Annotated in this window: 22 protein-coding genes; 11 read left to right on the plus strand and 11 right to left on the minus strand. The window is 52.3% G+C overall.

Going from position 1 to position 22,159, the window contains the following annotated elements:
• From rimM to TDIS_RS05575, 5 genes are all read right to left on the minus strand, one after another.
• A complete protein-coding gene (rimM, locus tag TDIS_RS05555) occupies positions 1 to 510 on the minus strand; it encodes a ribosome maturation factor RimM (RefSeq protein WP_068670173.1) in 510 nt (169 codons plus the stop codon).
• A gap of 19 nt (positions 511 to 529) precedes the next feature.
• The gene (locus TDIS_RS05560) at positions 530 to 769 is read right to left on the minus strand and encodes a KH domain-containing protein (protein WP_068670175.1); all 240 of its coding nucleotides are present in this window, start codon (positions 767 to 769) and stop codon (positions 530 to 532) included.
• A gap of 68 nt (positions 770 to 837) precedes the next feature.
• A complete protein-coding gene (gene rpsP / locus TDIS_RS05565; protein WP_068670177.1) occupies positions 838 to 1,107 on the minus strand; it encodes a 30S ribosomal protein S16 in 270 nt (89 codons plus the stop codon).
• 87 nt (positions 1,108 to 1,194) lie between these two features.
• Entirely contained in the window at positions 1,195 to 2,526 is a 1,332-nt protein-coding gene (ffh, locus tag TDIS_RS05570) for a signal recognition particle protein (RefSeq protein WP_068670179.1), read from the minus strand.
• Between the two features lie 60 nt (positions 2,527 to 2,586).
• Positions 2,587 to 3,567 (minus strand): calcium/sodium antiporter, encoded by a 981-nt coding sequence (locus TDIS_RS05575; RefSeq protein ID WP_068670181.1) that lies wholly within the window; start codon positions 3,565 to 3,567, stop codon positions 2,587 to 2,589.
• A 21-nt stretch (positions 3,568 to 3,588) separates the two neighbouring features.
• Between TDIS_RS05575 and TDIS_RS05580 the strand changes: the two genes are divergently transcribed.
• On the plus strand, positions 3,589 to 5,388 hold the full coding sequence (locus tag TDIS_RS05580) for an adenosylcobalamin-dependent ribonucleoside-diphosphate reductase (protein ID WP_068670184.1): 1,800 nt from the start codon (positions 3,589 to 3,591) through the stop codon (positions 5,386 to 5,388).
• Here TDIS_RS05580 and TDIS_RS05585 read toward each other — a convergent pair.
• Positions 5,385 to 6,140 (minus strand): biotin--[acetyl-CoA-carboxylase] ligase, encoded by a 756-nt coding sequence (locus TDIS_RS05585; RefSeq protein WP_068670186.1) that lies wholly within the window; start codon positions 6,138 to 6,140, stop codon positions 5,385 to 5,387. The two genes, TDIS_RS05580 and TDIS_RS05585, sit on opposite strands and share 4 nt — an antisense overlap.
• A 122-nt stretch (positions 6,141 to 6,262) precedes the next feature.
• On the opposite strand from TDIS_RS05585, the gene TDIS_RS05590 reads away from it, so the two are divergent.
• Positions 6,263 to 6,505, plus strand: coding sequence for a hypothetical protein (locus TDIS_RS05590; protein WP_153303780.1), 243 nt, complete (start codon positions 6,263 to 6,265; stop codon positions 6,503 to 6,505).
• Positions 6,502 to 7,380, plus strand: coding sequence for a prephenate dehydrogenase/arogenate dehydrogenase family protein (locus TDIS_RS05595; RefSeq protein ID WP_068670191.1), 879 nt, complete (start codon positions 6,502 to 6,504; stop codon positions 7,378 to 7,380). Before TDIS_RS05590 ends, TDIS_RS05595 begins: the two co-directional genes overlap by 4 nt.
• On the opposite strand, the gene lgt is transcribed toward TDIS_RS05595, so the two are convergent.
• Positions 7,264 to 8,061: a prolipoprotein diacylglyceryl transferase gene (gene lgt / locus TDIS_RS10840; protein WP_084270982.1), complete on the minus strand. Its 798-nt coding sequence runs from the start codon at positions 8,059 to 8,061 to the stop codon at positions 7,264 to 7,266. The two genes, TDIS_RS05595 and lgt, sit on opposite strands and share 117 nt — an antisense overlap.
• Positions 8,062 to 8,152: 91 nt before the next feature.
• Here lgt and TDIS_RS05605 point away from each other — a divergent pair, with 91 nt between their 5' ends.
• A complete protein-coding gene (locus TDIS_RS05605) occupies positions 8,153 to 8,767 on the plus strand; it encodes a bacterio-opsin activator (RefSeq protein ID WP_068670203.1) in 615 nt (204 codons plus the stop codon).
• Here the strand turns inward: TDIS_RS05605 and TDIS_RS05610 are convergent.
• Complete coding sequence (locus TDIS_RS05610) at positions 8,764 to 10,092, minus strand: sigma-70 family RNA polymerase sigma factor (protein ID WP_068670204.1); 1,329 nt, start codon at positions 10,090 to 10,092, stop codon at positions 8,764 to 8,766. The genes TDIS_RS05605 and TDIS_RS05610 overlap by 4 nt on opposite strands.
• 109 nt (positions 10,093 to 10,201) lie before the next feature.
• Here TDIS_RS05610 and TDIS_RS05615 point away from each other — a divergent pair, with 109 nt between their 5' ends.
• The 6 genes from TDIS_RS05615 to hemA all read left to right on the plus strand — a co-directional run bounded on the left by TDIS_RS05615 (position 10,202) and on the right by hemA (position 18,886).
• Complete coding sequence (locus TDIS_RS05615) at positions 10,202 to 10,918, plus strand: RNA 2'-phosphotransferase family protein (RefSeq protein WP_068670205.1); 717 nt, start codon at positions 10,202 to 10,204, stop codon at positions 10,916 to 10,918.
• Between the two features lie 66 nt (positions 10,919 to 10,984).
• A complete protein-coding gene (locus TDIS_RS05620) occupies positions 10,985 to 12,322 on the plus strand; it encodes a TolC family protein (protein ID WP_068670206.1) in 1,338 nt (445 codons plus the stop codon).
• Positions 12,319 to 13,479 (plus strand): efflux RND transporter periplasmic adaptor subunit, encoded by a 1,161-nt coding sequence (locus TDIS_RS05625; protein ID WP_068670207.1) that lies wholly within the window; start codon positions 12,319 to 12,321, stop codon positions 13,477 to 13,479. The genes TDIS_RS05620 and TDIS_RS05625 overlap by 4 nt, the downstream gene beginning before the upstream one ends.
• Before the next feature lie 3 nt (positions 13,480 to 13,482).
• A complete protein-coding gene (locus tag TDIS_RS05630) occupies positions 13,483 to 16,692 on the plus strand; it encodes an efflux RND transporter permease subunit (RefSeq protein ID WP_068670208.1) in 3,210 nt (1,069 codons plus the stop codon).
• Between the two features lie 24 nt (positions 16,693 to 16,716).
• A complete protein-coding gene (ccsB, locus tag TDIS_RS05635; RefSeq protein WP_068670209.1) occupies positions 16,717 to 17,547 on the plus strand; it encodes a c-type cytochrome biogenesis protein CcsB in 831 nt (276 codons plus the stop codon).
• A complete protein-coding gene (gene hemA / locus TDIS_RS05640) occupies positions 17,531 to 18,886 on the plus strand; it encodes a glutamyl-tRNA reductase (RefSeq protein ID WP_068670213.1) in 1,356 nt (451 codons plus the stop codon). Before ccsB ends, hemA begins: the two co-directional genes overlap by 17 nt.
• Here the strand turns inward: hemA and TDIS_RS05645 are convergent.
• Positions 18,883 to 19,302, minus strand: coding sequence for a single-stranded DNA-binding protein (locus tag TDIS_RS05645; protein ID WP_068670215.1), 420 nt, complete (start codon positions 19,300 to 19,302; stop codon positions 18,883 to 18,885). The two genes, hemA and TDIS_RS05645, sit on opposite strands and share 4 nt — an antisense overlap.
• A 3-nt stretch (positions 19,303 to 19,305) precedes the next feature.
• Positions 19,306 to 19,695, minus strand: a complete 390-nt coding sequence (locus tag TDIS_RS05650; RefSeq protein ID WP_068670216.1) for a secondary thiamine-phosphate synthase enzyme YjbQ — start codon at positions 19,693 to 19,695, stop codon at positions 19,306 to 19,308.
• A gap of 109 nt (positions 19,696 to 19,804) precedes the next feature.
• Between TDIS_RS05650 and TDIS_RS05655 the strand changes: the two genes are divergently transcribed.
• Positions 19,805 to 20,530 carry a CBS domain-containing protein gene (locus tag TDIS_RS05655; protein ID WP_068670229.1) on the plus strand — a complete coding sequence of 242 codons (726 nt, stop codon included), beginning with the start codon at positions 19,805 to 19,807 and terminating at the stop codon, positions 20,528 to 20,530.
• Here TDIS_RS05655 and TDIS_RS05660 read toward each other — a convergent pair.
• Positions 20,481 to 22,159: penicillin-binding protein 1A (locus TDIS_RS05660; RefSeq protein WP_153303781.1), on the minus strand; the 1,679-nt coding region annotated here is incomplete at its 5' end. The two genes, TDIS_RS05655 and TDIS_RS05660, sit on opposite strands and share 50 nt — an antisense overlap.

Below are 22,159 nucleotides of genomic sequence, written 5' to 3' on the forward strand. Positions count from 1 at the left end.
TCAAATCTGGCTCTCGATAAGTCCGGGGGTGGGACGAACTAGAACGTAGCCCTCATCAAGATTGATCTCCAGGATCACCTCCTCCACCATGGGAAGGTAAAAACTTTGGCCCTCTTTGGTTTCCACCTCAAGGAGGTCGTAAGGCCCAACCGGCATCACGCCCTTAACCCGGCCCAGGATCTCTCCAGCTTCGGTCTTCACAGGAAGGTCTTCGATCTGAAAATAATAGAACTCTCCCTCTTCAAGTTCGGGAAAATCAGAAACTTCGGCATAGAGAACCCTTCCCCGCAACCCCTCAGCGATCTCAACATCCTCGATACCCTCAAAACGAAAAAGGAAGTCCCGCCCCCCTGGGGCCTCCCTTACTGAAATAGGTATTAAGATCTCTTCGCCTTCTTTTTGAAGGAAAAATCGAGGAAGTTCCTTTAAAAGCTCTCGATTGGAAAGAAAGGGAAGGACTCGAACCTCGCCTTTTAGTCCATGAGGGCGGGTGATCTTACCTACTGCCACCCGCCCTCTTTTTTTCGGATTACTCAATAATCTCTAACACCGCCCGTTTACGAAGCTTGGTGGAAGCCGCACTCAGGATGGTCCGCATAGCCCGGGCCGTGCGTCCCTGTTTACCGATGACCTTACCCAGATCCTCCTTAGCCACCCGCAACTCGATTACTGAGGTCTGCTCGCCTTCAATCTCGTTTACCTGAACAGCATCCGGATTGTCCACCAAGGCCTTGGCCATCTGCTCCACCAGTTCCTTGAGCTTGCCCATCTTCTACCTCCTCCACTGGGAATCTTTTAGCGAGAATTTTACTCTACAAAACCCACGGCCGTAAAGACCTAAGCCGCTTTCTTTTGCTGAATCTCTTTGAGGATCCCGGTACGCTTGAGAAGGGCCCTTACGGTCTCCGTAGGCTCGGCCCCCCTATCGAGCCATTTCTTTACCTTTTCGGGATCCACCTTGAATTCAAAGGGTTCTTTAACAGGATCATAGTAGCCTAGGATCTCCAGAAACTTACCGTCTCGCGGCGCCGAGGCCTCCGCCGCCACCACCCGATAAAAAGGCCGATTGCGCCGCCCCATCCGCATGAGCCTAATCCTTACCGCCACCTTTGTTCACCTCCTTTGCCCAAACTGTTTCGGCTCCTAATTTAAACCGAAATGCGCAAACATCAATACTGATTTTAAAAAGGTGCCTCAAAAGGCCTGCAAAAGCCTCCGGGCTAAACGTTCTAGCCCCCGTGGACCTCGAGCTTTCTTGAGGAGCTTGCGCATCTCTTCGTAACTCTTGAGTAGTTTGTTCACCTCCTGAACAGTGGTTCCGCTTCCCCGGGCAATCCGACGCTTGCGGCTAGCGTTAATGATCCGGGGATTGAGACGTTCTTGGCGGGTCATGGAGTTGATGATGGCCTCCATCCGCACCAGTTCTTTTTCATCGAAGGGCATCTCCTTGATCTTCTTACCGATTCCAGGAAGGAGCGAAAAGACTTCCTGCATGGAACCCAGCTTCCGCATCTGTTTTATCTGTTCCCGTAAATCCTCAAGGGTAAATTCCCGTCGGCGAAGTTTTTCCTGAAGTTCACGAGCCTTTTTAAGATCAAAGGCCTCCTGGGCCTTCTCGATCAGGGTCAGGACATCTCCCATTCCCAAAATACGGGAGGCCAACCGATCCGGATAAAAGACCTCCAGAGCCTCCAGTTTCTCGCCGGTTCCGATGAACTTGATAGGGCACCCCGTAACCTCGCGAATGGAAAGAGCGGCCCCCCCTCTAGCATCGCCCTCCACCTTGGTAAGGATCACCCCCGTAAGTCCCACCTTTTCGTGAAAGCTCTTGGCAATGTTTACAGCATCTTGGCCAGTCATGGCGTCGGCGACCAAGAGCACCTCACGGGGACTTACGGTTTCCTTGATGGCCGCGGCCTCGGTCATCATGGCCTCGTCGATATGGAGGCGGCCAGCGGTGTCAATGATGGCCACGTCTCGCCCCAAGGCCTTGGCCTCGGCTAGGGCCTTTTTAGCAATTTCAACCGGATTGTCTGTAGGATCAGTGTCGTAAACCGGGACCCCCACCCTTTCGGCAAGAGTCTTCAACTGATCAATAGCCGCCGGCCGATAAACGTCCGCCGGCACCAAATAGGGCCGATGCCCCTTCTTCCTAAGAAAGAGGGCCAGTTTGGCCGCCGTAGTGGTCTTACCTGACCCCTGAAGACCTACCAGAAGGATAGGAACCGGCCTTGATCCACCGAGATCCAGAGGCGCCGGAGTTTCTCCCAGAGTCCGAATGAGTTCTTCGTGAACGATCTTTATGAGTTGCTGAGCCGGAGTGAGGCTCTCGAGGACTTCCGCCCCCAGGGCCCTTTCCCGCACGCGATCGACAAAATTTTTGACCACCCGGTAATTAACGTCGGCCTCAAGCAGGGCCAGACGTACCTCCCTGAGACCCCGCTCCACATCATCCTTGGTGAGTTTGCCCTTGCCCCGGAGCCTCTGAAAAACCCCTTCCAACCTTTCACTTAAATTTTCAAACATACCTTGCCCTGTTTTTCTCTCTTTTCGTATTTTTCAATCATAATGAGCCGGTTAGGGGTGTCAATAAGCCAGGGTCATCACCTTCCAACCAAGATAGGCCAGATAGGCAACCAGGAAGAAGATACCATCCCGCCTCCTGATCTTGCCCGAAAAGGAAAAAAACCATAGACCCAAGGAGAGAAAGAACGTCATAAAAAGGTCGGGAAATCCCTGTTCGGGGACCGGAACCGGCCGAATAGTAGCGGTGACCCCCAAGATGAAAAGTAGATTAAAGATATTTGACCCCACGATATTTCCGATGAGAAGGTCCGTCTCGCCACGCCTTACAGCCATAATAGAGATAGCAATCTCTGGAAGGCTAGTCCCGAGAGCGATAAGGGTAAATCCGATAAAGGCCTTTGGAAGTCCCAAGGCCGTAGCCAAACTTACGGCGAACCTTACGGTGACCTCGGCCCCAAGAACCAGCCCGGCCACTCCCAAGACAAAAAGTCCTAAGGCCACCGGAATGGAAAGCGGCTTTTCGGGTAAGGTCTCGGAAGCCGCCTGAAGCGCCAGACCGTTTAAACGATCCTGAACGACTTCAACCAGGTTGTAGTAGATGAAAATAGCAAAAAAGAGAAGCAGGAGGAGACTCTCGGTGCGGGAGTAAAGGGCTGGACCGTTAGAGAGATAAGGATCAAGGACTGCGACCACCGCAGCTACGGTAGCAAGCATCATCATTGGGATTTCCCGCCTGACCACAATGCTCTCGACCGCCAGAGGAGCTATCAGGGCTGCCAGGCCTATTCCTAGACCGATATTGGCAAGATTAGAGCCTATGATATTTCCAAAGGAAATCTCTCCGGCCCGAAGGGCGGCGGCCACATTTACGGCCAACTCTGGGGCACTAGTCCCGAAGGCCACCACCGTAAGGCCGATGACCGTGGTAGAAATCCCCAAGCGCCGAGCCAAGGCCGCCGCCCCCCGTACCATGAGATCTCCCCCACCGAGGAGAATGGCAAGCCCTAAAAGAGTAAAAATGAGATCTAGAAAAATCGACATATTCATTATTATAATGAAAGGATGAAGTTTCCCAAGACGGACCTCCCTTTAAGGGAGCCTGCCCTTCTGGTCCTTGCCTACCGATACTTGGTAAAGGACGAAAACGGCGAAGTAGTGGAGACCCCTGAGGAGATGTTCTGGCGGGTGGCCCGGACAGTAGCCGAGGCCGAAAGTTTCTTCGGAGAAGATCCGGAACCCTGGGCCGAAAAATTTTATCACCTCATGGCCTCTCTGGATTTCCTCCCCAACTCCCCTACCCTCATGAACGCCGGTCTTCCCCTAGGACAGCTCTCGGCCTGTTTCGTGCTACCGATAGAGGATTCCCTGGCGTCCATTTTCGAAACTCTGAAAAACGCGGCCCTCATTCACAAATCCGGCGGTGGAACCGGCTTTTCTTTCTCTCGTATAAGACCCAAGGGCGATGTGGTTAGGAGCACTCAGGGAGTAGCCAGCGGGCCGGTTTCCTTCATGAGGGTCTTTAACGCCGCCACCGAGGCCATCAAACAGGGCGGCAAGCGCCGCGGGGCCAACATGGGCATCCTGCGGATAGATCATCCAGACATTGAGGATTTCATCCTGGTAAAGCGAGATTTTAAAGAACTCACCAACTTCAACCTCTCCGTGGCCTTAACGGACGCCTTCATGGAAGCCCTTAGGAAAGACGATTACTTCTCTCTTATAAATCCCAGAACCCAAAAGGAAGTTCGCAGAGTTCGAGCGCGGAGGCTATTTGACCTCCTAGTAGAAAGTGCCTGGCTTACCGGAGATCCGGGGGTTATCTTCATCGACACCATCAATCGAGACAACCCTACCCCCCTGCTCAGCGAAATCGAAAGCACCAATCCGTGTAGCGAACAACCACTGCTTCCCTACGAATCTTGTAACCTCGGGTCTATCAATCTCTCCCGCTTCGTTAAAGAAGGACAGGTGGATTACGTACGTCTCAAAGAAGTCGTACACCTGGCCGTACGGTTTCTCGATAACGTCATCGAAGTGAATCGATTTCCCTTGCCTCAAATCGCCAGGATCACCCGGCTCAATCGCAAGATAGGCCTTGGAGTAATGGGCTTTGCGGACCTACTCATTAGGTTAGAAATCCCATACACTTCTAGAGAGGCCGTAAGGCTGGCGGAAGAAATCATGGCCTTTATCGAGCGGGAATCCGTAGCCGCAAGCATGGAGTTGGGCCAAAAACGGGGAAGCTTTCCCGCCTATGCCGGAAGCGTATGGGACAAACCCGAAACCCCTCACATGCGGAACGCCACCACCACTACCATCGCCCCTACCGGGACTCTCTCCCTCATCGCCGGGACCTCCTCGGGCATCGAACCCCTCTTTGCCCTGATCTACCGCCGAAGGGCCTTTGATGGAGCCGAGTGGACCGAAGTCCATGATCTCTTCTTGGAGGCCCTTGCCCATTACGGCCTTTCTTCCCAAGATATCGTTTCTGAAATCCTAGAAAAAGGGAGTCTGCGCAAGATTTCCGGCGTACCGGAAAAACTTAAGAAACTCTTCGTAACAGCCTTAGAGATCCCGCCGGAGCAACACCTAGCCGTCCAGGCGGCCTTCCAGCGTCACACCCACAACGCAGTCTCGAAGACCATAAATCTTCCGGAAAACGCCACCAAGGAGGAAGTTGCACACATTTACCTCAAAGCTTACGAGATGGGACTTAAGGGGGTCACAGTATATCGCTATGGCTCTCGTCCAGAGCAGGTCCTGAGACTACCCAAGGATAAGTGTCCGGACTGTGGGAACACGCTTAAAAACCGAGAATATTGTCTCCTCTGTGAGAATTGCGGTTATTCCGAGTGCGGCTAGGCCTTCCGAAGATAGAGACACTCCCCGGCCAAAATTCTTATCATCCTTCCTTCTTCGGTCTTAAGGATAAGGGCTCCCTCTTCGTCCACCTCGCAAGCCATCCCAATAAAGAGCCCCTCAGGAGAAGCCACCCGAACCTTTCGGCCCAGGGTATCCGAAAGTGTCCTCCACCTCGAAAGCACCTCCTCTGGCGAGAAATCCTCAAAGATAGTATAAAGTTCCTTTAAGATAGATCGCAGAAGCTCCTCTCGAGAGAGCCTCCTTCCCAAAATTTCACAAAGGGCCACCCCGGAAGACTCAAATTGCGAAACAGGATGATTCACATTTACCCCTATGCCAATGAGAGCATATTTGGGAACTTTCTCTCCGGGGGCCATTTCAAGGAGGATGCCAGCCACTTTTCGCCCACCGTAAAGTACATCGTTCGGCCACTTAAGGGTTACCGAAAGGTCGTATTCTTTTTTAATGGCCCTGGCCACCGCCACTCCGGAAGCCAATGAGAGGAGATGGGCCTTTTTCGACGGAATTTCAGGACGCACGATGAGAGTAAAATAAAGCCCCCCTTCAGGCGAAAGCCAGTTTCGGCCGCGGCGGCCCCTTCCACGGTTCTGTTTTTCAGCCACCACCACCCCGATCTTGCCCTCCTCGGCAAGGATCCGGGCCACGTCCATAGTACTCTCTACTTCCGAATAAGAAAAAAGGGGGACCTTAACCCAAGACGAACTCTCCATATTGGCTAAGTTTATCATCATTGAGAGTGTTCCGAAATTGCCTAAAAAGGCTTTATATATTAATATTCAAAATTGTCATGAAGGCTCTAGATAGAGGTCTAAAAAAAGGTTGGTTATGGTGTCTCTTGGGAGGGAGCCTGCTTATGGCCCTTCTCATACTTGGGGGAGAGCTCACCGGTAAGGCCAAGGTTATGGAGACCCCTGTCGCCGAATTGAATCTTAAAGAGATTCAACTCCTAAAAGAGTACCACGGTGCTAGGGCCGTAAAGTTTGAAAATGGCAAATGGTATTTCCTTGGCCCCCGAGGGCGTAAGTGGTATCCCCTCACCACTTCCATGGCCTGTCGGGAGCTCAGGCTTTCCTGCACGGAAACGGTCGCTAAATGAAACCTTCCCTCATTGGTATTGTCGGCGGGCTGGGTAGAATGGGGGCCTGGTTCCGCCGAGTTTTTGAGGAAGCGGGATACACCGTTCTGGTCTCCGATCTCAATACCCCTTTGACCAACCGTGATCTTGCGGAAAGATGCGAAGTGGTAATTGTTTCCGTGCCCATGCCGGTCTTCCCGAAGGTCATTCGGGAAATAGGGCCTCATCTTCCTAAAAACGCCGGCCTCATAGACCTTTGTTCCTTAAAGGCCCGAGAAGTAAAACTCATGTTAGAGCACAGTACCTCTGAAGTGGTAGGGGCTCACCCTCTTTTCGGCCCATACGAAAAAGGTCTTCAAGGACAAACCGTAGCCCTTTGTCCGGCCCGGGGGCAAACCTGGTACCAATGGTTTAAGGACTTCCTAGAAGAAAAGGGCGCCCGTACGGTTACCGTATCTCCTGAAGAACACGACCGTATCATGAGCTTGGTCCAAGTCCTGAACCATTTTTGGCTCCTGGTACTCGGAAGGACCATTGAAAAAAGCAGGCTTTCTCTCGAAAAACTGGTGGCCCTTTCCACCCCTAGCTTCAAAAGACAGCTAGAAATCTTCTCTCGGCTGGCTCCTCAGGACCCCGAACTCTATGCCGCCATCCAGTTTGACAACCCTTTAGGAGACGAAACTCGAAAGCTTTTCTGGCAACTCTCCAAAGAACTTTCCGAAATCATTGCCCATCGAGACCGCAAGACCTATATAGAGTATTTTAAAGATATGCAGATCTTAGCCCGAAAGGTAGGGACCTTCCTTTCGACCTCGGCGAATCCAAAACAGAAGCCCCCCCAAAACGACCATCAGGACACAGAAGACCTGTCCACGGGTCATCCAGCCAAACAGTAAAGACACCCCTAGGTCTGGTTCTCGGAAAAATTCGATGAAGAAACGGATCAAACCATAAAGCACCATAAAAAGAGCCAGTTTTGTCCCCGAAGCCCAAGGTTTACGCCTTACGGACCAAAGCACAAGGAAGAGCACCAGGCCTTCCCCCAGAGCTTCGTAAAGCTGTGAAGGATGTCGCGGCACCGGGCCACCGGCCGGAAAGATCATGGCCCAGGGAACATCCGTAGGTCTGCCGAAAAGCTCTCCGTTTATAAAGTTTCCTAAGCGGCCGAGACCAAGACCTATGGGGACCGTGACCACCAGAAGATCCGCCCACCAGAAGAAGGAAAGCCGATGTCGACGGGCATAAAGCCAGCCCGCTACCACCGCTCCGATAAGCCCTCCGTGAAAGGACATCCCTCCGTGCCAGACGGCAAAGATCTCAAGCGGATTCTTGAGGTAATAACCAGGATAATACAAAAGGACATGGCCCAATCTGGCCCCGACAATGAGGCCCACTCCTCCCCAAAAAAGGACGTTTTCGAGCACAGGATAGAGCTTCTTAAGCCCTCTTTCTCGGAGTTGATAACGGGCCAAAAAATAGGCCGCCAGGAACCCTAAAAGATACATCAGTCCGTACCAGCGAACGGCCAAAGGACCAACCCTAAAGATTTCAGGATCTATACGGGGATAAGGAAGCATGTCTCCATTATAAAACATGTTTTTTGGACGCAAAGCCTGGATCGTCAAATTTTTGGCTTTATCTTTTTAGAAAAAGGGGGAGGTAAGGACTATGCCGATAATTATTGGAGAGTCAGAAATTCAGGAAAGAGATCTAGATGCCAGAGCCTTAAGAGTCTTTCTAAAGGCCCTGGAGTTGCTAGGAGGTCCTAGGAAACTCATCGAACTACGCAATCTAACCTGGGTCACTAGCCTGATGGAAGCTTCTTACGCTGTAATCCTTGCGGAAGAAGGCCTCAAAACCGAAGATGAGATCGCGGCTTTCCTGGGGCTTACCCGCCAGACGGTTAGAAACATCCTGAGGGCTGATCCCGAACTCGTTATGATGAAGCTGGAAGGCGAACTTCGAGAAAAGACCCCCAAAGCCCATACCGCCGGAGGTCTTGCCAAATTGGCTTACCGAGAGATCAAAGAGGGTCGGGACGCCCTCATCTTTTTCTCGAGTCTGGTAGAAGAGGGGGCCCGACTACTCGGAGTGGGCTGGCCGGCGGAGGTCTTGGCCCGCCTAAAAGGTCTTCACTTTCCGGTTGCCGGAACCGAGATTGGACAAAGACTCAAAGGTCTAAAGGTTAAGGGAAAGGACCTCGGAGATATTGCGGCCACAAAAGATATTTATCATCATCCACGAGAAATCTTACAGGTACTTTCAGAAGCCTTGAAAGATTAATCCTTATACTTGATGTTCTCCTTCTGGGTCATCTGGCGCAGACGGGCTAAGGCCTTTTTTTCAATCTGCCGAATCCGCTCTCTGGAGACCCCAAAACGCTTGCCGATTTCCTCCAAGGTATATTCGCCCTCTTCCCCGATACCGAAACGCAGCCGGATAATTTTCTCCTCTCGGGGAGAAAGGGTAGAAAGGAGACTTCGGATCTTCTCCGAAAGATCCCGGTCCTTTACCTCCTCGTAAGGAGAAGGACTGTCCTTGTTCTCTATGAAGTCCCCCAGGGTGCTATCCTCGTCTCCGATGGGAAGCTCAAGGGAAACCGGCTCCCGTGAGGCCTCGAAGATGGCCAGAATCTTTTCCCGAGGAAGACCCGTACGTTCCGAAAGCTCGGCCGGGGTAGGTTCCCGACCCAGCTCCTTTACCAACTCGTAAAAGGCCTTAAAGAACTGACTGCGGAGCTCCAGAAAGTGGACTGGAAGGCGTATGGTGCGGGTCTTGTCCAAGATGGCCCGGGTAATAGCCTGCCGTATCCACCAAGAAGCGTAGGTACTAAACTTATTGCCCTTTCGATAATCGAATCGGAAGACCGCCCGCATGAGACCCAGATTACCTTCCTGGATAAGATCTGCGAGAGGCAACCCTTGGCCGATATAGCGCTTGGCGATGGAAACCACCAAACGCAGATTGGCCCGCACCATCTCGTCCTTGGCGGCCTCAATCTCGGAGACCCGGACTTTAACCTCCTCATAGAGTTTCTGGAGGCTCTCATCTCCAGGATACCTCTCTTTCATCTCCTCAATGGAGTTGACCAGAAAGTTCAGGAGACTCTTCTTAGGCTTGAGACCCGGATCTCGCTTTCTCCAGAGGGCAATTTCAGCCCTTAGGGCCTCCATTTCGGGGACTTGGGAAGGATGTTTTTCCACCGCCTCTATAATGGCATAAAACCCACCTCTAATAATTTTGGAGAGCTCGGCTTCCCGCTCCGGGGTAAGAAGAGGGTATTTGCCCATCTCCTTGAGATAAAGGCTGGTCACCTCTTCGGATTCGGAGGGCTCTTCTTCCTCGCCTGCCTCAAGCTCACTTTCCGAAAGGGTAGAAAGCTCCTGAATCTTCTTCTGAGCCTCTTTTTCTATCCAATCTTCTTTTTCGTAGAGTTGCTTCTCGTCTAGGATTTCAATATTGTTCTTGGAAAGAAAATCAAAAATTTCTTCAATTTTATCGGGATCGTCGTAATTCTCAGGTAAAATCTCGTTCAAGGCTTCGTAAGTAATAGCTCCATTCTTGCCCATCTCCAGAAGCTTCTTTTCAAGCTCCTTCTTGGTACTCATTAGACTTCACCCACCCTTCACCAAAAGTTTGAACTTATAGTTTTTAACAAACAAAAACCCCTTTGACAAGTCCTCCTTTAATGTTAAACATCAAAATAAAAAAGTCAAAATGGCGGATACAAAAAGGCTTATCAAGTTAGTCCATTATATGCTGGTCTACCGACCCGATGAGTTCGGTCTCATACCCGATAATGAGGGTTTTGTAAAGATCAAAGACTTACATTTGGCTATCACCGAAACCGACGGCTTCCGAGGGGTTAGACGAAAAGAACTTGAAAGCCTCTTTGAAGTCTTTGCACGAGAACGGTTTGAGTATCGTCGAGATCTCGGTCTGGTAAGGACTAAAGATCAAGTCCAGTTTACTGGGGTGGAGTATACCGAAAACCCTCCCGCTCGACTCTACCTTCCAGTCAAACCCAGAGCCTGGCTCCATATCTCCGAGAAGGGTTGGCAACGACCCGACCAAGCGATTATGACCCCAGACAAGGATCTGGCAAAAAAACTCGCCCGGAGAAAGGGGGCCCTTTTGATCGAAGTGGATACCACTATCGCCCGAGAGGAGGGGGGCATCTTCTTTCGGTTCATCGAAAAACTTTACCTTTCCCCCTGGCTTCCGGCCAAGGCCTTGCGCGGCCCGAAAGTAGACGAAAAATTTCGGGCCCGCTACGCCCCCAAACCAAAGGCAGAACCTGAGCCCGAACCCATTATCCCATTCCGACCCGATACTCAACTCCCAGAACTCCCCTACCGCAAGATCACTCGTGGAAAAAAGAAAAAAATCCCCTGGAAAACAGGACGAAAGGAAAAGAAAAAAGGAGATTGGTAAAGATCGCAAATCAATTAAGGGTTGCTTTATAGGCGAAGGGGTTTATAGTTGAGGAAGGGGGAAAGGATGAAAAAAGGCTTATGGTTGCTACTCTGGCTTTGTTTTTGGCCGGGCTTCCTTAAAGCCGAGACCTTAACTTTATCAAAGATTTATGAGTTGGCCTTAAGCAGGCACCCTTTGATCCGGGCGGCTGAGGCCGAGGTTGAGGCCGCTAGGGCCGGAGTGCGCGAAGCCAAGGGGGCCTTCTTGCCACAGATCGATCTCCGAGAGCTTTACGCTCGCACGGACAGCCCGCCCCAGGTCTTTTCTTACAAGCTCGCTCAAAAGAATTTTAAACCGGAGGACTTTTTAATCGATCGTTTGAACCATCCTACAGACTATTCCAACTGGAAGACACAGCTGGTAATCACCCAACCCATCTTCAATCAAGGCAGGGAAATCATAGGCTATCGCAAGGCCATGGTGGCCCTTTCGCAGGCGGAAGACTATCTTCAGGCGGTGCGGCATCGGGTCCTTTTCGAGGCCGAGTCTGCCTACCTCAGATTAAGATTGGCTCAGGAAAGAGTAGCCGTCTTGGAAGAGGCCGTACGGACTGCCAGGGAGAACCTTCGAGTGGTGGAGAGGCGATATGCCGCGGGCCAGGCCCTCAAGTCCGACCTTCTGGAAGCTCAGGTCTTCCTCTCCAGGCAGGAAAAGGATCTTGAGTCTGCCAGACACGAGCTCGAGGTGGCGGCCTCAGCCCTGAACTTGGCCTTAGGGCTTCCGCTCGACACTCGGTGGGAGATCCCAGAGGAGGCTATTCAAGTCCCCAAGGAGATTAAGTCACTCGAAAACTGGTTAACCCTTGCCCGTCAGAATCGACCGGATCTCAGGATCATAAAACACCGAAAGCGTCTCTCTGAGCTCGATCTCAAGGAAGCCCGCTATCGGTTCCTGCCCTCGCTTAATCTCAAGGGTATCTACGAGAAGAACTCCGAAGATCCTCTAGGGGGAGGCGCCGATGGCGAAGCTTACATCTTCTTGGCTGAGCTAAATTTCAATCTCTTCAAAGGTTTCCAAGACAAGGCTCGGTTGGCTAAAGCCAGGGCTAGGCTCCTCTCGGAAAAAGAGAAACTCCGACAATACCAGCGAGAGGTGGAACATCAGGTACGGGAAGCCTATAGTCGTCTCCTTACGGCCCGGAGAGAAGTAATGGTCACAGAGAAGGCCGTAGCTCGGGCCGAGGAGGGCTTAAGGATCATACGTAAACGGTACGAAGCCGGACTTTCGCTTCTGGTGGAACTCCAAGATGCCGAAACAGCCCTGAAACGGGCGCGACTTCTCCATCTGGAAGCTCTTTACGGTGAGAGGCAGGCCTTTAGCCGTCTGCGCTACGTCTCGGGAACTATAGGAGGCACACCATGAAAATTTTCAAATGGTTGGTTCCGATCTTTCTGGTGGTCTTTCTCTCGGCCTGTGGTCATCGGGAATCCGAAACCGAAAGACCCAAAGGCCGGACCATTAAAGCCGAGCTCTATACGACTTCCACGGTAGAAATCTCCCTCCTGCGCGAGCTTCCGGGAACGGTGGAGGCTAAGGTGCGGGCCAAACTCTCTTCCAAGGTGGCTGGATTCTTGAAAGAAATCCGCGTAGAAGAGGGCGACCGGGTCAAAAAAGGCGATCTCCTGCTAAGGATCGAGGATCGAGATATCAGAGATAAAATAAGGGCTTTGAGGGCGGGCATTTTAGCTGCCCAAAAGGATCTTGCGGAGGTTTCGGCCCGACTGGCTTTTGCCCGGGCAGAATTTGAGCGCTACCGCAAACTTTTTGAGGAAGAAGCTGTCACGGCTCAAGAGTTCGAAGCCAAAAAATCCGAATACGAGGCCCTCTCGGCCAGAAAGGGAGCCCTTTCGGCTCGCATCAAAGAGCTTCGAGCCAGGCTTTCGGAAGCCGAAAGCCTTCTACCTTACACTACCATTCGGTCTCCCTTCGATGGCCAGGTCCTGCGCAAATGGGTAGATACCGGAAGTTTCGTTAATCCCGGCCAGCCTTTACTTGAAATCGAGGACACCACTTCGGGAAGGAGGGTGGTCTTCCATCCTGAGGAAACTTTATTTTCTACGATAAAACCAGGGCTCGAAGTCTTCGTACGATTTCCGGCAAAAGGTAAGGCCTTAAGGGTTTGGATAACGGAAGTGGTCCCGGAGGTAGATCCCCAGACCCGGACCTTCACCGCCAAGGCCGATCTTCCCAAGAATTACCAGGTATTGTCTGGAAACTATGTGCAAGTGTTTGTCCCCACAGGCAAGACTTCAAGGATTCTGGTACCGAAAACGGCCCTAATCAATCGGGGAGGATTCTACGGCGTCTTCGTAGCCGACAAAAGTGGCGTTCTTCACTTTCGGGTCATTCGCATCGGAAAAACCTTCTATCAGGAAGGTGCAAACTTTCTGCCGGTCTGTCTGAAGACCGATTGTAAGGCTTATGTAGAAGTCCTTTCCGGTCTCCATCCTGGGGAAAAAGTGGTGGTCAAGCCTCCGGAGGGCGTTCGCGAGGGAGATCGGATAGCCGAGGGAGCTTAGGAAATGGTAGATCGCGGCGGTTTCATTGCTCGCATAACGGAATACTTCGTAGACTCCAAACTCACACCTCTTATCATCCTGGCCATGCTCTGCCTGGGAGTAATGGCCATCGTGAACACTCCCAGTGAAGAGGAACCCCAGATCGTAGTCCCCATGATCGACATTTTCGTGGAGATGCCGGGAGCCACAGCAGAAGAGGTGGAAAAGCGGGTCGTCACTCCTATGGAAAAGCTCCTCTGGGAAATACCGGGAGTGGAATACGTATATTCCACGGCCTACAATGGACGGGCGCTTACGGTAGTGCGTTTCTATGTGGGCGAAGACACCGAAGAGAGTCTAGTCAAGACCTATACCAAGCTCTATCAGCATTTGGACTGGATCCCTCCGGGTTGCTCCCATCCCATTCTGAAACCACGTTCCATTGACGACGTCCCTATCGTGACCCTCACCTTTTGGGGAGAGGGTTATGACGCCTTCCGACTGCGCCAGATCGTAGCCCGGGTGGACGACGAGATCCGCAACATCCCGGGGATCTCAGAAACCTTCATCAAAGGGGGGCTGAGGCGCGAGGTCCGAATAGAACTTGAACCGGACCGAATTTATGCCCTAGGGCTTGATCCCGTAGACGTAGCCCAGGCCATCTATACCCAAAACAAGGCCCGAGTACTGGGTGAGTTCCGTCAAAACTCGCAGAGTTTTCAGGTTCGCCTTGCCAATTTCTTTTCGGACATTCGGGATCTGGAAAACACGATCATAAAAACCGTAGCCGGCCGGCCGGTTTATCTCAGGGACGTTGCCCGGATCGTGGACGGACCCGAAGAGCCTGAAAACTATGTCTTCATGGTACCCGGGCCGGCGGCCAAAGCTAAAGAGATAGAAGGTGAGCTCGGGAAACTCTATCCTGCGGTAACGCTTGCCGTCGCCAAGCGCAAGGGTTGGAACGCCACTCGCCTGGCCGAAAAGATCCTCCAAAAAGTGGAAGCCCTTAAGGGGGATCTCATCCCCGAGGACCTCAAGATCACCGTCACCCGCAACTATGGAGAGACCGCCCGGGAAAAGACCAACGAGCTCCTAGAACACCTCCTCATCGCCACGGTTTCGGTAGCGGTCTTAATAGCCCTCTTCCTAGGGGTGCGGGCCAGCCTGGTAGTCTTGGTGGCCGTACCGGTAACCTTGGCCATTACCCTCTTTGTTTACTGGTTCTATGGCTATACCCTGAACCGGGTCACCCTTTTTGCCCTAATATTCTGCATCGGTATTTTAGTAGATGACCCCATCGTGGACGTGGAAAACATCGTCCGCCATCTTCATCTCCCGGAAAATGCTGGGCGTCCTTTCCGGGAGGTCATCATTCGGGCGGTAAACGAAGTCCGGGCCCCCCTTATCCTGGCCACCTTTACAGTCATTGCGGCTATTGCTCCTATGGGATTCGTACGGGGACTTATGGGCCCCTATATGCGCCCCATGCCGGTAGGCGCTTCGGTGGCCATGCTCCTTTCTATGGTGGTGGCCTTTGTGATCACCCCTTGGACAGCCTACCACCTCCTTCCCCGGAACATTAAACACGAACACCGCGAGACCCTCCTCACCCGCTACTATCGTTGGCTGATGGGGCACCTTATACGCAGTCCTCGCTGGCGCTGGACCTTTCTCTTCATGGTGGGAGGGCTCTTTTTCCTCTCTTGCTCCCTTATTTATTTCAAACTGGTCTATGTGAAAATGTTACCCTTTGACAATAAGAGCGAATTTCAGGTGCTCATCGATATGCCGGAGGGGACCACCCTTGAAACTACGGCCAGGGTGGCCGAGGAGGTGGCCCGTGCGTTAATGGAGGAACCCTATATCACGGATATGGAACTCTACATTGGTACGGCGGCCCCCTTCAATTTCAACGGGCTTATCCGACATTACTATCTCCGGCAGGGAGATCACGTAGCCGACATTCAGGTAAACTTGATCCCCAAACATGAAAGAAAACTCCAGAGCCACGACATCGCCAAAAGGGTAAGGCCTCTGGTGGTAGAGGTAGCCCGCAGATACGGGGCCAGGATTACGGTGGCCGAAATACCCCCTGGGCCTCCCGTGCTTCAGTCGCTCGTGGCCGAGGTCTACGGGCCGGATTACAAAAAACAGATCGAGCTGGCCCGAAAGATACGAGAGATCTTTGAGAACACCCCCGGTGTAGTGGATGTGGACTGGTACATGACCGAACCGCAAATCGAATGGCGTCTGGTCATAGACCGTAAGAAAGCGGCCCTCTCCGGAATTACACCGGAAAGGGTACTTTCGGCTATGGAAATAGCTCTCCCAGGAAAGATCCTGGGCCTCTTCCATGATCCCAAAGCCAAAGAAGATGTCTTTCTCAAGCTCCGTTTCCCTCAAGCTGAAAGGTCAGCTTTACCAGACCTCTCTGAACTTAAGGTCAGGAGCTTTTCCGGAGAACTGGTCTCAGTCTCAGAGATAGCCCGTTGGGAGAAGACGGTGGTGCCCCATCCCATTTACCACAAGAACCTCCACCGAGTGGTCTATGTGGTGGGAGATCTCGCCGGAAAAGAAGAGGCTCCGGTTTACGGTATATTCAAGATCAACCAGGCTCTGAAAGATCTCAAAGCCCCGGACGGAGGCCCCATCAAAATTTACTATACCCGCCTTCCCTTCTCAGAGAGGGAGTGGGCCATAAAATGGGACGGGGAGTGGCATGTAACCTATGAAGTTTTCCGGGATCTGGGGCTGGCTTTCGGGGCCTGTCTGATCCTCATCTATCTCCTGGTAGTGGCCTGGTTTAAATCCTACACCGTACCGCTGGTGATCTTGGCCCCTATTCCCCTTTCCTTGATTGGTATCCTTCCGGCCCATGCCCTCATGGGGGCCTTCTTTACGGCCACCTCCATGATCGGTTTCATTGCCGGGGCTGGTATTGTAGTGCGGAATTCCATCATTCTTGCGGACTTCATTGAACTTCGCCTTAAAGAGGGCTACAGCCTAGAGGAAGCCGTGATCGACGCCGGAGCCATTCGTTTCCGCCCCATGCTCCTTACGGCCGCGGCGGTGGTGGTGGGAAGCTTCGTCATCCTCTTCGACCCTATCTTCAACGGCCTGGCCTTGTCGCTCATGTCCGGTGAGGTCGCCTCCACCCTCTTCTCCCGGATGGTAGTCCCCATCCTCTACTATCTGGATCACCGCATCAAAAAGGAACGTCGGCTGGTGCTCTAGGCCTTGGTATGGTAATAAACGAGTATGATCGAGGAATTCTTCTTTAAACTGGCCTTCATCCTTTATCTAATTTCAACAGTGGGTTTCTTTATTTATTTCTATTCTCTAAAACCTGAAGCCTTGAAAGGGGCCAGGCTCGTCCTTCTAGGAGGATTTTTCTGTCACACCCTGAACATTGTTCTCCGGTTAAAGATCTTGAAAGCCCCTCCGGTAGCCTCTTTTCACGAAAGCAGTTCTTTTCTGGCCTGGGCGGTGGTAGGGGTCTATTTCTTTTTCGTCTATCGCGGTCCCAAAGTCTATACTCTGGGGACTTTTCTTCTCCCTTTAGTGCTTCTTCTCATGATAGCTTCAGCCATATCTCCTTCGGAGATCACACCTTTGCCCCCGGTACTCCAAAGTCTATGGCTCCCGATACACGCAATCATCTCCCTTTTTTCCTACGCCTTTTTCCTCACGGCTGCGGTAGCAGGCTTCATGTACCTTCTCCAAGAAAGGCAGGTCAAACACAAACATCTGGGAGGCATCTTCAGACGCCTGCCTCCGCTTGAGTCTCTCGACCGTATAAACGAGCTCTCTCTGAAATACGGTTTCCCTCTTCTTACTCTAGGGATCATCACCGGAGCCCTCTGGGCGGAAAAGGCCTGGGGAACCTATTGGAGCTGGGACCCCAAGGAGACCTGGTCCCTCATCCTCTGGTTCATTTACGCGGCCCTGCTTCACGAGCGTCTCATCGTAGGCTGGCGGGGAAGAAGGGCCGCCATGATGGCCCTTTTGGGATTTTTTGTCTGGATAATCAGCTTTTTTGTGGTAAATCTTTTTTTACCGGGGCTTCACAGCTATGGAAAATGGTCCTAAGGAGAAAATACTCATTCTTGGCCTCAATCACCGGACGGCTCCGGTGGAGGTCCGGGAGTGTTTCGCCCTCAAAAACGTTTCTGAACATCCTTTAGCCATTCTAAAACGGGAACTCCCCGAAGCTGAAGAGGTACTGTTTCTTTCAACCTGCAACCGGGTAGAGTTTATTTTAGTTTCAAAGACTTCGGACCAAACCCTAAAGAGCCTGAAAGAGATCCTCGTCAGGACCACCGGGCTGGAGGTAGCCCGGTTTGAGGATCACCTTTACTTCTACGAGAACCGAGATGCGGTAAGGCATCTTTTCCGGGTAGCTTCAGGACTAGATTCTCTGGTTCTGGGAGAACCTCAGATCCTAGGCCAGGTAAAAGAAGCCTATCGGGAAGCAGTGGAATACCGCACCACGGGCCCCATTTTGAATCGGCTTCTACACAAGACCTTTTCGGTAGCCAAACGGGTGCGTACCGAGACCGGCATCGGGTCCCATGCGGTCTCGGTAAGCTATGCGGCGGTGGAACTGGCCAAAAAGATCTTCGGTTCCCTCAAAGGGCGTACGGCGCTCTTGGTGGGAGCGGGCGAAATGGCCGAGCTTGCGGCTCAGCACCTTATCTCTGCGGGGGTCTCCCGGATGCTGGTGGCTAACCGTACCCTTTCCCGGGCCATTGAGCTTGCCGAACGTTTTCGCGGAAAGGCTTATGGCCTTGAGGAACTTCCGGAATGTCTCCTTGAAACCGACATTGTAATCACTTCCACCGGAGCCCCGGGTTATGTGATCACCCGAGATATGGTGAAACCCCTTTTGCGCAAAAGGCGACTGCGGCCGCTCTTTTTCATAGATATCGCCGTGCCCCGAGATGTAGAACCCGCAGTCAACGAGCTCGAAAACATCTACGTCTTTGACATCGACGATCTCAAACAGGTGGTAGAGGAAAACCTAGGTCGGCGAAAGCAGGAAGCCCTGCGAGCCGAGAAGATCGTGGAGGAAGAGGTCCTCAAATTCGAAAGGTGGCTACGAGAACTTGCGGTCTATCCTACCATCAAGGCCCTGCGGGAGAAGGCCGAAGCCATCCGAAGACGGGAGCTTGAAAAGACCCTCGGCCGTCTGGACCTTTCACCGGAAGAGAAAGAAGCCATCGAGACTTTGACGGAATCCTTAATCCAAAAGCTTCTTCACGATCCCATTTCCTACCTAAAGTCTGGCTATCACCGAGAAGGGCGTGAAGCCATTGTGACCGTACGCCGGATCTTCAATCTGGATCAGGAAGAGCCGGGCTCCTCGCCTACCTTTGAGGAGCTCAGTGGGGCTGAGGAGGCCACGGAAATCCCTAAAAAATGGCATTAAAAGGGGAGATCCTCGTCTGGCGGAGGTTCAGGTAAAGATTCTTCTCTAGGAGAGCCAAACGAATCCGAAGGGCCGCTCTCCATAGTGTCCCGGCGACCGTCAAGCATACGCATATCGTTGGCCACGATTTCGGTAACATAGCGTCGGTTGCCGTCACGATCCTCAAAAGAGCGGGTACGTATCCGACCTTCAATATAAACCTGACGTCCCTTGGAGAGATACTCCCCGCAGATTTCGGCCAGGCGCCCGAAGGCTACGATACGATGCCACTCGGTATGTTCCTGCCGTTCCCCGTTTTTCACCCAAACCTCATTGGTGGCAATACGAAAAGTGGCTACCGGCTGGCCGTCGGCGGTATAGCGGATCTCAGGATCCGCACCGAGTCGCCCGATAAGGATCACTTTGTTTACACTCATAAGTTAACCCTCCAGAACTTTGAGATAGACCTTACGGGTACGGGGGCCATCGTATTCCGCAAAGAAAATTCTTTGCCAGGTGCCAAGAACAAGTCTTCCGTCCTCGATAAGGACCGACATACAGGGCCCGGTAAGACTAGCCTTCACGTGCGCCGGTGAATTGCCTTCCAGATGACGATAGGGATGTTCATAGGGGGCCAGACGCTTGTAAATATCGAGGATATCCTCAGCCACCGCCGGATCTGCTCCCTCGTTGATAATGATACCGGCCGTGGTGTGAGGCACATAAAGGAAACAAACCCCACTTTTTATCCCCTTTACCCGCCGGGCAACCTCATCGGTAATGTCTATAAGTTGGGCCCTGCTAGTGCTTTTTACGGTAAGGATCTCCATGCCTCCCCTCCCGAGGAACTTACCAAACTATATCCCCTATCCCGAGCTTGTCAAAGAGAGGCTTCCCCGGCATAATGAAAATGAGAAATTCTATATTTGGAGGCCAGAAATGCTGGTGAAAGACTGGATGAGCGAAGAAGTCATAGTCCTTGATGAAAACGCCTCTATCATGAAGGCGTCTCAGATTATGAAAGAGCACAACATCCGACGAATCCCGGTGGTAAGGCAAGGGAAACTGGTGGGTATTGTAAGCGATAGGGACATTAAAGAAGCAACCCCTTCCAAGGCTACCTCTCTGGATGTTCACGAACTCTATTATCTCCTGGCGGAAGTTCGAGTAAAGGACATCATGACCCCGGATCCCATCTATGTAAAACCGGAGGATACGGTAGAATACGCGGCAGTGCTCATGCTTGAGAATCGAATTTCCGGGCTTCCAGTGGTAGACGAGGAAAAGCGCGTGGTGGGTATCATAACCCAGACCGACGTTTTCAAACTTTTCGTAAATATCACCGGTATCTATCAGGGACCCATTCAGATTGGTCTGGAGATAGACGAATCCACCACGTTGGATGAAGTCACGGCCCTGGTGGTAAAACAAGGGGCCAGGATCATAAGTATTCTAACCTATCCCGAAGAGCTGGATCTTGCTAGACGTCAGGTCTTCATTCGTATCACGGATTTAGAAGAAGATAAGTTCAAGGCTCTGTTATCAGAGTTAGAAAAACGCTATCGGGTACGCTACTGGGCCCGGGATGATGTCACCAAGATCAAACCCCGAGACATCAGCGCCACCAGAAAAGCCATCTTAGAGGAGAGCCTGGCCGAGGTCTAATAGGAGGCACTTCTCTTATTTCCGGAGCTCGGTTTTCGGGATAGGGGAGCCAGATCTCCTCCGGTTTCCCTCGGGGATCGTGGTCCTTAAAAGGTACAAAAGTAATGCCTTCTGGTATCTGAAAGTCTTCGACCGGATGCTGGACAGCCTGCATGACCGCCAGCCACACCGGACAGGCGGCCCGGCCTCCGGTCTCAAGTCTTCCTAGAGATCGGGGGCGATCATGCCCTACCCAGACCCCGCAGGTGTATCGGGGGGTAAAGCCTATAAACCAGGCATCCTGATAGCGATCCGTGGTTCCAGTTTTACCACCCGTCGGTATGCCTAAGGCCCTAGCACATCGCCCGGTGCCTTCCCTAACCACTTCCTTGAGAAAAAAAGTGAGCACGTAAGCCGTTTCCTCGGAAAGAACTTGTTTGGGTTCGACACTCAGGCGATAGATCTCCCTACCCTCTCGGTCATAAATAGTCTCTACAAAGTGGGGAAAAACTAATTTGCCTCCATTTGGAAAGACGGTGTAGGCCCGAGTAAGCTCAAGGGGAGAGATACCGGCTGTCCCCAAAGCCACGGAGTAGTTCCGGGGAAAAGTGGCCGTGATGCCCACCATACGAGCGGTCTCCTCCACTTCTGAAATACCAAGTGCCCGGGCAATCTTGACTGCTACCGTGTTGCGAGATTCCACCAGGGCCAGTCTCAGGGAAATGATTCCAAAATAACGATGGTCGAAGTTCCGAGGACGCCAGAGGCTATCCGGCTCTTCGCCGAGGAAAACCACCGGTTCGTCCACCACCAGGGAGTCCGGGAAAAGAAGGCCGTCTTCTAGAGCCCGAGCCCAAAGGAAGGGTTTGAAGGCTGAACCCGGCTGTCGACGGGCAAAGACTGCCCGATTAAATTGACTTTCCTCGTAATCCCGGCCTCCGATAAGAAGCCTCACCGCTCCGCTCTGGTTTTCCAGGCAAACCACCGCCAATTGCGGGAGCTCCTTCTTACGATGACGTTTGGGGATCTCGGTCAGTTTTTTCAAGGCCTTTGGCCAGGCCTTCTCCGTCCAGGAAAGATCCAGTGAAGTATAAATGCGGTAGCCACCGATAAGGAGATTATGTTCTCCAAGCATGCGCTCAAGACGCTTACGCACCACCTGGAGAAAATAGCCTGCCAGAGGATTCGAAGAAAAGTCTTCAGGATTGAGCTTTAGAGGGGTAGAGTCTGCCCGACGAGCGGTTTCCCAGGTAATATAACCCTCCTCAGCCATACGCCGCAGGACATAACTTCGACGTTTGAGAGCCAGTTTCGGATTCTTTAGGGGATTAAACCGACTGGGGGCTGGAGTAAGACCGGCAATAAGCGCGGCTTCGGGAAGAGTCAGTTCCCAGACGTGTTTCCCAAAATAGGTCCTGGCCGCAGATTCCACCCCGTAGGCCCCGGCCCCAAGATAGATGTGGTTGAGATAGATATTGAGGATCTCGTCTTTGGAAAGGGCCTTGTCGATCTGCCAGGCTAGGATAGCCTCCCGAATTTTACGGGAAATCGTCCTTTCACGGGATAGGAGGAGAGAACGGGCCACCTGTTGGGTAATGGTACTTCCTCCCTGGACAACTCGGCCGGCCCGGATATCGGCCAAAATAGCCC

Origin of the sequence: Thermosulfurimonas dismutans, assembly GCF_001652585.1 — a bacterium.
GTDB classification, from domain to species: Bacteria; Desulfobacterota; Thermodesulfobacteria; order Thermodesulfobacteriales; family Thermodesulfobacteriaceae; genus Thermosulfurimonas; species Thermosulfurimonas dismutans.

What these genes read in the sequence shown, in the direction of transcription:
- TDIS_RS05610 (WP_068670204.1), bottom strand. Translation starts at nt 10,092, where the DNA reads ATGAGTACCAAGAAGGAGCTTGAAAAGAAGCTTCTGGAGATGGGCAAG.
- TDIS_RS05575 (WP_068670181.1), bottom strand. Translation starts at nt 3,567, where the DNA reads ATGTCGATTTTTCTAGATCTCATTTTTACTCTTTTAGGGCTTGCCATT.
- TDIS_RS05590 (WP_153303780.1), top strand. Translation starts at nt 6,263, where the DNA reads ATGGCCCTTCTCATACTTGGGGGAGAGCTCACCGGTAAGGCCAAGGTT.
- TDIS_RS05595 (WP_068670191.1), top strand. Translation starts at nt 6,502, where the DNA reads ATGAAACCTTCCCTCATTGGTATTGTCGGCGGGCTGGGTAGAATGGGG.
- TDIS_RS05580 (WP_068670184.1), top strand. Translation starts at nt 3,589, where the DNA reads ATGAAGTTTCCCAAGACGGACCTCCCTTTAAGGGAGCCTGCCCTTCTG.
- TDIS_RS05620 (WP_068670206.1), top strand. Translation starts at nt 10,985, where the DNA reads ATGAAAAAAGGCTTATGGTTGCTACTCTGGCTTTGTTTTTGGCCGGGC.
- TDIS_RS05585 (WP_068670186.1), bottom strand. Translation starts at nt 6,140, where the DNA reads ATGATGATAAACTTAGCCAATATGGAGAGTTCGTCTTGGGTTAAGGTC.
- TDIS_RS05605 (WP_068670203.1), top strand. Translation starts at nt 8,153, where the DNA reads ATGCCGATAATTATTGGAGAGTCAGAAATTCAGGAAAGAGATCTAGAT.
- TDIS_RS05625 (WP_068670207.1), top strand. Translation starts at nt 12,319, where the DNA reads ATGAAAATTTTCAAATGGTTGGTTCCGATCTTTCTGGTGGTCTTTCTC.
- TDIS_RS05655 (WP_068670229.1), top strand. Translation starts at nt 19,805, where the DNA reads ATGCTGGTGAAAGACTGGATGAGCGAAGAAGTCATAGTCCTTGATGAA.
- TDIS_RS05630 (WP_068670208.1), top strand. Translation starts at nt 13,483, where the DNA reads ATGGTAGATCGCGGCGGTTTCATTGCTCGCATAACGGAATACTTCGTA.
- lgt (WP_084270982.1), bottom strand. Translation starts at nt 8,061, where the DNA reads ATGCTTCCTTATCCCCGTATAGATCCTGAAATCTTTAGGGTTGGTCCT.
- TDIS_RS05650 (WP_068670216.1), bottom strand. Translation starts at nt 19,695, where the DNA reads ATGGAGATCCTTACCGTAAAAAGCACTAGCAGGGCCCAACTTATAGAC.
- TDIS_RS05560 (WP_068670175.1), bottom strand. Translation starts at nt 769, where the DNA reads ATGGGCAAGCTCAAGGAACTGGTGGAGCAGATGGCCAAGGCCTTGGTG.
- ffh (WP_068670179.1), bottom strand. Translation starts at nt 2,526, where the DNA reads ATGTTTGAAAATTTAAGTGAAAGGTTGGAAGGGGTTTTTCAGAGGCTC.
- hemA (WP_068670213.1), top strand. Translation starts at nt 17,531, where the DNA reads ATGGAAAATGGTCCTAAGGAGAAAATACTCATTCTTGGCCTCAATCAC.
- TDIS_RS05615 (WP_068670205.1), top strand. Translation starts at nt 10,202, where the DNA reads ATGGCGGATACAAAAAGGCTTATCAAGTTAGTCCATTATATGCTGGTC.
- TDIS_RS05645 (WP_068670215.1), bottom strand. Translation starts at nt 19,302, where the DNA reads ATGAGTGTAAACAAAGTGATCCTTATCGGGCGACTCGGTGCGGATCCT.
- ccsB (WP_068670209.1), top strand. Translation starts at nt 16,717, where the DNA reads ATGATCGAGGAATTCTTCTTTAAACTGGCCTTCATCCTTTATCTAATT.